Source organism: Streptomyces sp. NPDC052225, from assembly GCF_040679615.1.
Taxonomy (GTDB): domain Bacteria; phylum Actinomycetota; class Actinomycetes; order Streptomycetales; family Streptomycetaceae; genus Streptomyces.
The window spans coordinates 406,206-417,549 of record NZ_JBFAVD010000002.1 but is presented as its reverse complement, the minus strand read 5'-3'; the positions used below and the strand labels follow the sequence as shown (position 1 = coordinate 417,549).

Here is an 11,344-nt window from a genome sequence, read left to right as displayed (position 1 = left end):
TCACGTTAGCGGCTACCGGGCCCGCGTTGACCTGCTTCGTCACACCTCGGGCGGCGGAACGGGGTCCTCCGCCGCCGTCCTGTCGTGCAGGGCTGCGATCTGGGCACGGGAGGTGAAGCCGAGCTTGGTGAGGATGTGCTCCACATGGGAGTCGATCGTCCGTTTCGACACGACGAGTTTCGCCGCGATCTCCCGGTTCGTCAGCCCCTCGCTCACATGCGCGGCGACCTGACGCTCGCGCGGTGTCAGACCGTCGTCGGGGCCGGAGCGCTGCGGCGGGACGTCGGGGGCGAGCGAGGAGTCGTCGGCGAGCGCCAGGTCCACCACCACGTCCAGCGGCAGCGTGCCGCCCTCCTCGAACGCGTCGTGGTACCCGTCGGCGCCCAGCGCGGAACGGGCCTGCGCCGCCGCCCTCTCGTGCAGCTCGTGCAGGACCGGGATGCCGAACCTGGCCTCCTTGGCCGACCTGCGCCACAGCGCGGCCGCCGCTCCCTGGAGCACGGCGACCCGCTCGAAGTGCCGCAGCCGCGCCGCATGCCAGGCGAGCCCCTCCGTGAAGTGGGCGAGCCCCATCAGGTCGTGCAGCACGGCCTTGCTGCTGATGCCCTTTCGCGCGCACTCCACGGCCGCCTCGTGCTCGTCCATCAGCCACAGGCCGACGCTCTTGACCCACAGCGCCCAGCCCCGCGCCCACTGCTCCGCCGGATGCGCGGCGCCGCGGGCCAGCGAGTCGTCGCACCAGTCGATGCCCTTCTCGCGGTCGCCGGCCAGGATCAGCATGAACCCGCCGAAGAAGCCGAGCATCCGCAGCCCCGTGTCGTCGCCGAGGACGGTCATCCGCGAGCGCGCCTCCTCGAAGTCCTCGGCGCAGCCCTCCATCCGGCCGAGGAAGTAGCGGCGGTGCGCCTGGAAAGCGAGCGTCCACGCGGCACCCCGCTGGTCGTCGATCAGTGCGGCGACCTGCTCGGCCTCCTTCAACAGCTCCTCGTTGGACCCGCGTTCACCCTGGATGTCCATGTACCAGCTCGTCAGCCACAGCGCCTTCACCCGTACGGGCGTCGGGTCGGGGCAGCCCTCCAGAGTGCGCCGCAGCCAGTAGCGGCCCTCGGTCAGCAGGCCGGTCGCGTGCCAGTACCCCCACAGGGCCGTCGCCATCTCCAGGCCCTGGCAGTGGTGCCGGGGCGAGGCCACGCAGTACTCCAGGGCGACCCGGAGATTGGCCCGGTCGCGGACCAGTGCGCGCAGCAGCGGGATCTGCGAGTCACCGGTCCACTCCTCGTCGAAGCAGCGGGCCGCGTCCAGGAAGTAGGCGAGGTGGCGGCGCCGGGTGCGGTCCTCGCCGTCGAGCTCCGCGAGCCGGCCGAGGCCGAACTCCCTGATCGTGTCGAGCATCCGGTACCGGGTGCCCTCCGGGGTCTCCACCCGGATCACCACGGACTTCTCCACCAGGCCGATGAGCGCGGTCAGTACGTCCTCGACCGGCAGCCCGGCCGGCTCGTCCGCCGCGTCCGCCTCGTCCAGGTCGGCGCAGACCGCTTCGGCGGCCTGGAGGCTCAACTCCCCGGCGAACACGGACAGTCGGGCCCACAGGAGCTGCTCCGCGGGGGTCGACAGATCGTGACTCCAGCCGATCGCCGTACGCAGGGTCTGGTGGCGCGGCACCGAGGTGCGCCGCCCGCCGGTGAGGAGCCGGAACCGGTCGTCGAGCCGGGCGAGCATCTCGTCCAGGGAGAGCACCCGCAGCCGGGACACCGCGAGTTCGATCGCGAGCGGTATCCCGTCGAGGCGGCGGCACAGAGCGAGCACGTCGGCCCGGTTGTCGTCGCTCACCGTGAACCCCGGCACCGCCGCCGAGGCCCGGTCGGCGAACAGGGCGAGCGCATCGCAGTCGGGACCGTCACCGCCCTGCGCGGGATCGGGCACGCTGAGCGGGCCGATCGCGAGGACGTGCTCGCCGGGCACGTCCAGCGGTTGCCGGCTCGTCGCCATGATCCGGACCTTCGGCGCGGCGCGCAGCAGCTCGTCGCAGAGCATCGCGCACGCGTCGACCAGGTGCTCGCAGGTGTCGAGCAGGAGCAGGAGCTCCTTGTCCTCCAGGTAGTCGGCGATCACCTCGAGGGCCGGCCGCGCCGTCTGCTCCGGCAGGTCGAGCGCGGCGGCCACCGTGTTCGTGAGCAGTTCCGGGTCGGCGAGCGCGGACAGCTCCACGAGGTGCACCCCCGACGGGAACGCCTCGCGCAGCTCGTGCGCCGCACGCACCGCCGTCCGGGTCTTGCCGACGCCGCCAGGACCGGTGAGCGTGACGAGCCTCGCGCGCCGCAACACTTCGGCCACCTGCGCCAGTTCGCGTCGCCGCCCGACGAAACTGGTGGCCTCGGCGCGGAGTTCGCCGGACATGCGACGGCCGGAACTGCGGGTCATGGGGGTCTCTCACTCCGTACGAACGCGGACTGCGACGGGGATACTCGCCCCGCCACGCTAGAGCGATCCGGCCACTTCCGCCGTGGCTTGCCCGGATCGCCGCGTGCCGGACCGCGGGAAGTGGGAAACTGCGCCCTTCTCCCGCGCCTGCCGTCCGGCGAATCAGGGGACCCCGGGCGCATCGTGTGCGCAGTTCGGGGAAACCGTCACACGCCGCGTCCGACTGACTACACTCCCGGAACATCGCACCGGTCGCGCCGCGCCGCTCCTCCCCAGCCACTCCCGCGGTTCCCCCCACGGAAGGCCCTCATGACGACCCGTCAGATCTCCGCCGTACCGTCGCTCAAGACGGTCGGCTCGCTGACCTTCAGCGCCCGGAGGCTGTCCTCGTCGGGCAGGGGGGACGCCAGGGGCGGTGATCTGCACGGCGTCACCGAGACCCCGTTCGGCACCCGGCTGCTCATCGGCGACGTCATGGGCAAGGGGCCCGAACTCGCCCGCACGGCGGACACCGTCCTGCGCGCGTGGGGTCAACTCGTCGAACACCAGCGGTCGTTGGAGGCTGTCGCGGTGCAGCTGCACTCGCTGGTCGCGCACTCGGACGAACCGGACCGGTTCGTCACCGCCACGCTGATCACCGTGGCCCGGGACGGCTCCGCCGAACTCGTCTGCTGCGGGCACCCGCCGCCCCTGCTGCTGCGCGGCGGCGGCGCGGTGGTGGCCGCGGTCCCGGCGCCGGCTCCGCCGCTCGGTCTGCTCGACCTGGCCCGCGGCTGGTGCGCCGCGCAGCCGATCCCCCGTGCGGCCTGGGACCGGATGCTGCTGCACACGGACGGCGTCACCGAGGCCCGTGACGCCGACGGAGTCTTCTACCCGCTCGCGGAGCGGGCCGCCGAGCTGGAGTCCGTGCCGCTCGGCTCCTTCACCGCGGCGCTCGCCGCCGACCTGCTGCACCATGCGCGGGGCCGCCTCCAGGACGACGCCACCCTCCTCGCCGTTGAGGCGGCCCGACGCTAGGAACCCTCAACTCCCCACCGAGGCAAGGAAGGCGGCCGCCGCCGGCGAGCACCGCGTCACGCTCCACACGAGGCGCTCCTCCCGCACGGGGCCGTCCCGCACCGGCACCACCGCGAGGCCCGGCAGTCGCGGCACCAGACGCGACGGCAGCAGGGCGATGCCGAGACCGCCGCGCACCAGATCGGCCACGAACTCGAGGCCCTTCGCCTCGAACGCCACCTCCCGCCGCAGTCCGGCCGCCGCGAACGCGTCGTCGGTCTGCGCCCGCGCCGCGAGCCCGGCGGGGAAGTCCACGAACGACTCGTCCACCAGACGCTCCAGTGCGACCTCCGCGGCCGACCCGGCGCGGGCCAGCGGATGCTCCGGCGCCGCGACCACCACATGCCGGTCCACCACCAACGTCCGGCTGCCGAGCCCCGGTTCGTCCGAGCGGAACGACGGCTGCACCCCGAGGAACGCCAGATCGAGCGTCCCCTCCCGCACCCCGTGCAGCAGCGACTCGCTCATCCCGTCCATCAGGCGCATCGCGACCTGCGGATACGCCGCGTGGTAGGCGCGCATCAGAGCCGGTACGTCCACCGCCGTCACCGTCGCGATCGCCCCGAGCCGCAACTGCCCCCTGATCTCACCGGTCGCCGCCGCCACCTCGTCCCGCGCGCGCTCGGCCGCCTCCAGGGCCTGCCGCGCCGCCGGCAGGAACGCCTCGCCCGCCGGGGTCAGCCGGACCCGACGGCTGGTCCGCTCGAAGAGGCGCGCGCCCAACTCCTTCTCCAGCTTGCCGATCTGATGACTCAGCGCCGACTGCACCACCAGACAGCGCTCGGCGGCCCGGGTGAACCCGCCCGTCTCGGCGACGGCGACGACGTACCGCATCTGCTGCAACTCCATGCGATCCATCGTGCGTCGCGATCGTTCGGATGACAAGGATGTGTTGGACTCATGGATGGTGCCGGCCGCAGGCTGAAGCCATGACCCAGCTGACCGCACCGCTCCGGGCAAGCGACCGTCCCCGTAAGGACGTTGAGCCGCGCCGCTCGCTCCTGCTCCTCCTGGCCGTCGCCACCGGCCTGTCCTGCGCGGGCAACTACGTGGCCCAGCCGCTCCTCGACCTCATCTCCCGCGAACTCCACCTCGGCAGCGTCCTCGCCGGGCTGCTCGTCACCGCCTCGCAGGCCGGTTACGCGCTCGGCCTGTTGCTCCTCGTCCCGCTCGGCGACGTCGTCGACCGCCGCCGCCTCGCGGTCACCCTCTTCTCTGCCACGGCGCTCTTCCTCACCGTCTCGGCGCTCGCGTCCAGCGGCCCGGTCCTCCTCGCGAGCACCGTCCTCACGGCCCTCGCCTCGGTCGGCGCGCAGGTCGTCGTCGCGCACGCCGCGACCCTCGCCACCGCCGAGAACCGGGGCCGCGCCGTCGCCCTCGTGATGTCGGGCGTCCTCCTCGGCGGCCTCCTCGCCCGCACCGCCGCGGGCGGCCTGTCCGAACTCGGCGGCTGGCGCACCCCGTACGCCGTCCTCGCCGTCCTCATGGCGGGCGCCGCGCTCACCCTCCACCGCCGCCTGCCGCGCCTGCCCGTCTCCGCCGACCTGCCCTACCCGGCACTGCTCCGCTCCACCTTCGCGCTGCTGCGCGAGGAGCCGGTGCTGCGCCGCCGCGCCCTGCTCGGCGCCCTCTCGCTGGCCTCGTACAGCACCCAACTCACCGCGCTCACCTTCCTGTTGAGCGGCGCTCCGTTCCACTGGTCGGCGCCCGCGATCGGCCTGTTCGGGCTCGTCGGCGCGGTGGGTGTGCTCACCATGACGTTCGCGGCGCGGCTCAGCGACCGGGGTCACGTGCAGAAGGTCACCGGCGTCGCGACCGTCCTGCTGCTGGCCGGCTGGCTCATCCTGCTCGCCGGGGAGCGGTCGCTGCTCTGGCTGGCGGTCGGCGTCGTCGCCCTCAACATCGGCCAGCAGGCCGTCCTGAACAGCAGCCAGACCGTCATCTACGGACTGCGCCCCGAGGCCCGCAACCGCATCAACTCCGCGTTCAGCACCAGCTTCTTCCTCGGCGGCACCGTCGGCTCCGCCCTCGCCTCGCTCGTCTGGGCGGCGGCCGGCTGGCCCGGCGTCAGCACGCTCGGTGCGGCCCTCGCGGCGGGCGCCGTCGGGGTGTGGCTGTGGGAGCGCACACGCGACTGACCTCAACCGCCCCGCGTCTACCAGGTCTCTGTTTCCACCTCCAGGTCTCCGTCTCTACGTCGTCGAGGAGAATCCCCATGAACATCACCGTCTTCGGAGCCGCGGGTGCCGCAGGCCGCAGGATCGTCGCCGAGGCCCTGTCCCGCGGCCACGACGTCACCGCGGTCGTCCGTGACCCGGCCCGCGCGGGCGCGCTGCCCGCCGGGGCGCGGGTGCGGGCCGGTGACGCCGCCGATGCGCACGCCGTCGCGGCGCTCTCCCGAGGGCAGGACGCGGTCATCACGGCGACCCGCCCCGCGCCCGGCCGCGAGCCCGAACTCGCCGCCGTCGCACGGTCGTTGCTGGCCGGACTGCACGGCACCGGCGTCCGGCTGCTGCTCGTCGGCGGCGCCGCGGGACTCACCCTCCCCGGCACCGACGGTGTCACCGTGGCCGACGACCCGGGCTTTCCAGCGGCCCTGCGGCCCATCGCACAGGCCTGCAACGAACAGCTCGACGCCTGCCGCACCACCGCCCACGACGTCGACTGGGCCTACCTCAGCCCCGCGGCCGTCCTCGAACCGGGCGAGCGCACCGGCCGCTACCGGCTCGGCACGGACGAACTCCTCGTCGACGCCGGCGGAGTCTCCGCGCTCTCCATGGAGGACCTCGCGGTGGCGCTGCTCGACGAGGCCGAACGCCCCAAGCACCACCGCACACGCTTCACGGCGGCGTACTGAGGTGGCGTACTGAGGTGCCGTACTGATGTGGCGTACTGGTGTGCGGAACGGATCACCCGGCCCCGCCTGTTTGGCGTGGGACGCGCGGGGCAGCCGGGGTGGTGAGTGACCCTGCCGTCCCGCCGAGGAGAGTAGCCCTTCATGCTGCTGGCCCACCCCGTTCTGCTGGCCGACCGCGTCCGCGAGTACGAGACCCTCAGCGCCCTGGACGCCGAGGAGGGCGACGCCACGGCCCGGCGACGCCTGGACGACATCGCCTACTCGCTCTGCGTCGCCGCCGGTACCGCCGACATCGACGCCGCCCTCGTCGCGGCCCGCCATCGGCTGCCCGGTGCCCGCGTCCACGACGACTCCCTGATCACCGCGAAGCACCGGCTGCGCGGCTGAGGCCGGTGAACTCCCTTGACCTCAAGTGCGGTTGAGTTTCTAGGCTCGGACGCGTAGCAGTCGACGTACCGAGACGTACCGAGAGGAACTGCCCCATGAGGACGCTGGTGCTGGGAAGGACGCCCTCCCGGGTGGCGGAGGTGCTGGCCACGCTGCGCGCGGACGGGTTCGACGCGGAGGGTGTGAGCGCCGACGAGGACGCCAGAAAGCTGATGGAGACCGAGGAGTTCGGCGTGCTGATCATCGGCGGGGGAGTGGAGCCCGAATCCCGCACGGCGATCAAGGAGTTCGCGGCCGCGCACGGGGTGCGCCGGGTGCTCGACGGCGCGCTCACCGCGCCGTTCGACGCCTATGTCCGGCGGGAGTTCGAGCCCGTGATCCGGGAGACCGCCGCCGCGCGGTGAGCTGTTCGCCCCACGTCGTTACTGAAGTACGCAACATCCCGTTCCGTGCAGTCACATGACTGATGTGCCGCACTGCCCCCTTCGTGAGAGTGGGGCGTGCGGCGCCTCTGCGCAGGCCGCCTTCGTATCCGAACCGCTGCGCAGTCAGACATGAAGGGGACGACCATGGCCGACGTACGGACCGTGACGACCCGCGCAAGACGGATGCCGGGCCTCGTCGCCCTGATGCTGGCCTTCATCACGGGGATGGCGACCTTCCTCACGACGGAGGGCACGGCCCGGGCCGACACGGCGGACTACCGGATCTCGCACGTCTACGTGAACATGAGCGCGCCCTGGGAGGACCCGGGCCGGGTCTCCAGCGACTGGGGCATCTTCTTGCAGAGCATCCGCAATGCCGTGGGGCACGCGTGGCACGGGGACACCATGATCACGCAGAACGTGGGCACCGCCCCGCTCTCGCTGCTTCGCGCGGACATCAACATCACCAACGCCGCGGGGCACCAGACCGAACTGCGGCTCTGGTTCACCCCGAACAACCTGTATCTGCGCGGCTTCACGACCACGAGTGTCGACGCGAGCGCCGACAACGCGAATGTCACCTATTTCTTCCGTGACGCGGGCTTCAACCTGCCCAACACGATGGAGTCCCTCAGGTCCAGCCAGGACGCCGGACTGCTGCCCCCGCCGCGCTATACACAACTGCCGTACAGCGGTTCGTATCCCGACCTGGCCGGGGCGGGGGCCTCCCGGGACAGCACGCAGATGAGTTACACGGCCCTGTACAACTCCGTCTTCCAACTGGCCTACGTGTCCCGCGATGCGACCGGGTACGGCGGCTCCGCCTACCAGGCCACGGCCGCGTCCCTCGTGCGCATGGTGCAGGCCACGGCCGAGGCGGCCCGGCTCCGCGACGTGCAGGGGATCGTCATCCAGATGATGGCCGACCACAGCAGGTCGTTCATCATGCCCGCACGGCAGCAGGAACTCGAGACCGACTGGGGCGCCCTGTCGCTGTACGCGTGGAACAACACGGACCTGCCCGGGCATGACGTCGGCCCCCATGTGCCCTACGTGACGACCGTGGCCAGGGCCCTGGGATACCTGGCGCTCGCCCTCTACCCGTACCAGGGCAGCGGCCGCTAGCGCCGGTGGAGTCCGGCGCGCGGGGTTCGCGGGCTCGGGGACCGGAGTCAGGCGGCGATCGTGCCCTGTCCCGTGATCTCCTCCTGGAGCACCTGCTCGGCGCGCGCCGGGCTGTCCTGCCACAGCGTCGTCACCGGCTCCCACACCCGCAGGCCGGCGGGGGCGCCGAGGGTCAGGGCCTGGAAGCGGTGGCCGTGGTGGTCGGGGACGGCGGTGACGGTCACGAACATGACGGTGCGGGCCTGCTCGGCGGCGTCGTCGGAGTCGGAGAGCGAGCGGACCGCCGCGTACGCCGTGTCGTGGGCGGCGAGTGTGTGGCCCGCGTGCGGCATCGAGGGCAGCGGGAGGGCCGCGCCGTCCAGGTCGCCGTACGTGATCGTCGGGACGCGGTCGACGAGGCAGGCCTTCGCCGCGTTGTTGCGCACGCTCAGCTTGATGACGCCGTCGCTGTCGTCGGACGGCTCGGCCCGGAGCGTGAGGTCGTCCTCGGCGCAGCGCGCGAGGGCCGCGGGCGTCGCGTCGGCCGGGGCGGCGAGTGCGGCGGGGGCGGCGAGTGCGGTCAGGGCGAGCGCGGCCGCGGAGGCCGCTGTGACGTGACGTACGCGCATCGAGAGCTCCCGGTCGGACGAAAGTCGGGTCTGGGGCAAGCCTGGAGTAATCCTGGAGTAATACGGACAAACGAGACTATCCTGGATGTGCGGCTTTGTGTACGGCGGCGTCGGTCCCGATCATGAAAATCCGAAGTACGGACATCGAGGATCACGCCCTCCTCGGGGACCTGGAGACCGCCGCGCTGGTCGGCAGGGACGGGTCCGTCGACTGGCTGTGCCTGCCCCGCTTCGACTCCCCCGCCGCGTTCGCCGCGCTCCACGGCGGCCCCGGCCGCGGATTCTGGCGGCTCGCCCCGCGCGACGCGGACGAGTGCGCGTACCGCGCCTACCGTGCCGACACCCTCGTCCTCGACACCGTCTGGGAGACGCCGGACGGCGCCGTACGGATCACCGACTTCATGCCGCCCCGGGCCACCCGCCCCTGCCTCGTCCGACGCGTCGAGGGGATGCGGGGAGCCGTACCGGTGCGCGGCGTCCTGCGGCTCCGGTTCCACCACGGGCGCATCGTGCCCTGGCTGCGGCAGGTCGGGCCGTGCACCGTCGCCGTCGCCGGGCCCGACGCCGTCTGGGCTCGCATCGACGGGCCGGGGAGCGAGACGCTCGACCCCGCCACCGGTACTTCGACCGTCGACGTCACCGTCACCGCAGGTCAGAGCTGCGCCGTGACCCTGGTCTGGGCGCCCTCGCATCTCACCGAGCCGCCCGCCGAGCTGGCCGTACCCGCCCAGACGCTCCTGAAGGAGACCGTGGAGTTCTGGCGCCGCTGGGCCGCGCGGTGCACGTACGAGGGCCCCTGGCGGCCCGCCGTCATACGCTCCCTGCTCACCTGGAAGGCCCTGACCCACGCACCCACGGGCGCCGTCCTGTCCGCACCGACGGCCTGGATCCCGTACGGCCCGGGCGGCGAACCCGGCGGCGACGGCCGCGTCTGCCGGCTCGACGGCCTCGGCCAGGGCCTCGCCACCCTGCTCCGCTGCGGCCTGCGCGCCGAGGCGACCGCATGGGTGGAGTGGCTGCTGCGCACGGTGGCCGGGGACCCCGCCGCGCTCCGGTCCACGTACGGCATCGCGGGCGAGCGGGGGCTGCTCGGCCCGGAGCCCCCCCGCCTCGACGCGTACGGGGAGGTCCTCGATGCCCTGCATCTGGCGTTGCGCGCGCGGCTTCCGGTGGTGCGGCTCGGCTCGGGCCGGCTCGCCGCGGAGCTGACCCGGGCCGTCGAGGGGGCCTGGCGGGAGGAGGGGCCGGGCGTCTCCGTACGCGCCGACGTCCTCGCGTGGGCCGCGCTCGACCGGGGCGAGCGGATCGCCCGGCTGCTCGGCGGGCCCGGTGCGACGGAACCCGGACTGCGCGCGGCGCTCAGGCACCGGGTGGAGAGCGGCGAGGCCCATGGACTCCCGGACCCCGCCCACCTGTTGCTGCCCCGCCTCGGCCTGCTCCCGGCCACGCATCCGCGCGTCCGCGCCGCCCTCGACGGCCTGCCGCGGCAGCCCGCGCCACGGGTCGCCGACGCGCTGCTGCGCGCCCGGGTCCTCGCGGGCGCGGGCCGCGAAGCGGAGGCGGCAGCGGTCTTCGCCCGCGTCCTCGACGCCCGCGACGACGTGGGCCTGCTCGCCGAGCGCTGGGACCCGCGCACCGGAGACCGGCTCGGTGACGCCCCCGCCACGGCGAGCCACCTCGCCCTCGTCGACACCGCCCTCGCGCTGACGCCTCGGGTGAGGCCGGCTCAGCACGCCACGGCCGACAGAAGCACCATCCCTGAGTCCCCGTAGTCGGGCAGCGTCGGATCCGCGTCGATGCGCGTCACCGTCAGCTCCCGTGTCAGCGGCGCGAAGACGGCCCGCACGGTCGGTACGTCGACGGGGCACCCCGGCCATTGGGTCGCCTCGCCGATCCGGTACGTCGGCATGTTCTCCATGAACGCCGCGACGAGACGCCCGCCCGGCGCCACGCAGCGCGCGAACTGCCCGCACAGCGCGGTGAATTCGGCGAAATCCTCCGTGACGCCCTCGGCGACGAAGTTCATCGACGCGAGCCCGTACGCCCCCGGCGGCAGCGTGCGCACATCGCCGTGGACCACCCGGACCCCGGCCAGAGCCGCGCCAGGATCCGCCGGAACCCGCGGATCGAGATCCCGTACGAGAGCGTGGAAGGGGCTCCAGCTCGCCTCCGGGCCGTCCGCCAACTGGCGCCTCAGGTAAGCGACGTTGGCGGCGCCCGCCTCCACCGCGTCGATCCGGCGGCACACCGGCGCGGCCAGCATCAGCGGATACAGATTCGGTCCGGCGCCGAACTCCACCGACCGCTCCACGCTGCCCGCGCCGAGCCGCCGGTAGACCGCGCTGTGATGCGCGATGACGGCCGCGTCCGACGGGTGCAGCTGCCGGTAGTTCTCCGCGAGGTAGGCGTCGACGGGCCAGCCGTCCCAGTCCACGTCGTCGTTGAACGTCCGCGGCGGCACGGCC

At 73.1% G+C, this 11,344-nt stretch carries 11 protein-coding genes; 7 read left to right on the top strand and 4 right to left on the bottom strand.

The annotated features are described in order from the left end of the window. Positions 1–39: 39 nt before the first annotated feature. Positions 40–2,421 carry a LuxR C-terminal-related transcriptional regulator gene (locus AB0L37_RS05125; protein ID WP_365500293.1) on the bottom strand — a complete coding sequence of 794 codons (2,382 nt, stop codon included), beginning with the start codon at positions 2,419–2,421 and terminating at the stop codon, positions 40–42. A 309-nt stretch (positions 2,422–2,730) separates the two neighbouring features. Here AB0L37_RS05125 and AB0L37_RS05120 point away from each other — a divergent pair, with 309 nt between their 5' ends. Further along, positions 2,731–3,438, top strand: a complete 708-nt coding sequence (locus tag AB0L37_RS05120) for a PP2C family protein-serine/threonine phosphatase (RefSeq protein WP_365500290.1) — start codon at positions 2,731–2,733, stop codon at positions 3,436–3,438. A 6-nt stretch (positions 3,439–3,444) separates the two neighbouring features. Here AB0L37_RS05120 and AB0L37_RS05115 read toward each other — a convergent pair whose 3' ends face one another. After that, positions 3,445–4,326, bottom strand: a complete 882-nt coding sequence (locus tag AB0L37_RS05115) for a LysR family transcriptional regulator (RefSeq protein ID WP_365500287.1) — start codon at positions 4,324–4,326, stop codon at positions 3,445–3,447. Positions 4,327–4,406: 80 nt separating this feature from the next. Between AB0L37_RS05115 and AB0L37_RS05110 the strand changes: the two genes are divergently transcribed. The 5 genes from AB0L37_RS05110 to AB0L37_RS05090 all read left to right on the top strand — a co-directional run bounded on the left by AB0L37_RS05110 (position 4,407) and on the right by AB0L37_RS05090 (position 8,271). After that, positions 4,407–5,615, top strand: a complete 1,209-nt coding sequence (locus tag AB0L37_RS05110; RefSeq protein ID WP_365500284.1) for an MFS transporter — start codon at positions 4,407–4,409, stop codon at positions 5,613–5,615. 77 nt (positions 5,616–5,692) lie between these two features. Then, entirely contained in the window at positions 5,693–6,334 is a 642-nt protein-coding gene (locus tag AB0L37_RS05105; RefSeq protein WP_365500281.1) for an NAD(P)H-binding protein, read from the top strand. A 141-nt stretch (positions 6,335–6,475) separates the two neighbouring features. Then, the gene (locus AB0L37_RS05100) at positions 6,476–6,721 is read left to right on the top strand and encodes a DUF5133 domain-containing protein (protein WP_365500278.1); all 246 of its coding nucleotides are present in this window, start codon (positions 6,476–6,478) and stop codon (positions 6,719–6,721) included. A 95-nt stretch (positions 6,722–6,816) separates the two neighbouring features. Beyond that, positions 6,817–7,125, top strand: a complete 309-nt coding sequence (locus tag AB0L37_RS05095) for a hypothetical protein (RefSeq protein ID WP_365500275.1) — start codon at positions 6,817–6,819, stop codon at positions 7,123–7,125. A gap of 165 nt (positions 7,126–7,290) precedes the next feature. After that, positions 7,291–8,271 carry a ribosome-inactivating family protein gene (locus AB0L37_RS05090; protein ID WP_365500272.1) on the top strand — a complete coding sequence of 327 codons (981 nt, stop codon included), beginning with the start codon at positions 7,291–7,293 and terminating at the stop codon, positions 8,269–8,271. Positions 8,272–8,318: 47 nt separating this feature from the next. On the opposite strand, the gene AB0L37_RS05085 is transcribed toward AB0L37_RS05090, so the two are convergent. Further along, entirely contained in the window at positions 8,319–8,879 is a 561-nt protein-coding gene (locus AB0L37_RS05085; RefSeq protein WP_365500269.1) for a DUF4232 domain-containing protein, read from the bottom strand. A 122-nt stretch (positions 8,880–9,001) separates the two neighbouring features. On the opposite strand from AB0L37_RS05085, the gene AB0L37_RS05080 reads away from it, so the two are divergent. Beyond that, positions 9,002–10,651 carry a trehalase-like domain-containing protein gene (locus AB0L37_RS05080; RefSeq protein WP_365500266.1) on the top strand — a complete coding sequence of 550 codons (1,650 nt, stop codon included), beginning with the start codon at positions 9,002–9,004 and terminating at the stop codon, positions 10,649–10,651. Here the strand turns inward: AB0L37_RS05080 and AB0L37_RS05075 are convergent. Then, entirely contained in the window at positions 10,606–11,340 is a 735-nt protein-coding gene (locus tag AB0L37_RS05075) for a class I SAM-dependent methyltransferase (protein ID WP_365500263.1), read from the bottom strand. The genes AB0L37_RS05080 and AB0L37_RS05075 overlap by 46 nt on opposite strands. Between the last annotated feature and the right edge of the window lie 4 nt (positions 11,341–11,344).

Bases quoted from the DNA above. Each gene is read 5' to 3' on its own strand.
- AB0L37_RS05125 (WP_365500293.1), bottom strand. From the start codon at position 2,421: ATGACCCGCAGTTCCGGCCGTCGCATGTCCGGCGAACTCCGCGCCGAG.
- AB0L37_RS05120 (WP_365500290.1), top strand. From the start codon at position 2,731: ATGACGACCCGTCAGATCTCCGCCGTACCGTCGCTCAAGACGGTCGGC.
- AB0L37_RS05115 (WP_365500287.1), bottom strand. From the start codon at position 4,326: ATGGAGTTGCAGCAGATGCGGTACGTCGTCGCCGTCGCCGAGACGGGC.
- AB0L37_RS05110 (WP_365500284.1), top strand. From the start codon at position 4,407: ATGACCCAGCTGACCGCACCGCTCCGGGCAAGCGACCGTCCCCGTAAG.
- AB0L37_RS05105 (WP_365500281.1), top strand. From the start codon at position 5,693: ATGAACATCACCGTCTTCGGAGCCGCGGGTGCCGCAGGCCGCAGGATC.
- AB0L37_RS05100 (WP_365500278.1), top strand. From the start codon at position 6,476: ATGCTGCTGGCCCACCCCGTTCTGCTGGCCGACCGCGTCCGCGAGTAC.
- AB0L37_RS05095 (WP_365500275.1), top strand. From the start codon at position 6,817: ATGAGGACGCTGGTGCTGGGAAGGACGCCCTCCCGGGTGGCGGAGGTG.
- AB0L37_RS05090 (WP_365500272.1), top strand. From the start codon at position 7,291: ATGGCCGACGTACGGACCGTGACGACCCGCGCAAGACGGATGCCGGGC.
- AB0L37_RS05085 (WP_365500269.1), bottom strand. From the start codon at position 8,879: ATGCGCGTACGTCACGTCACAGCGGCCTCCGCGGCCGCGCTCGCCCTG.
- AB0L37_RS05080 (WP_365500266.1), top strand. From the start codon at position 9,002: ATGAAAATCCGAAGTACGGACATCGAGGATCACGCCCTCCTCGGGGAC.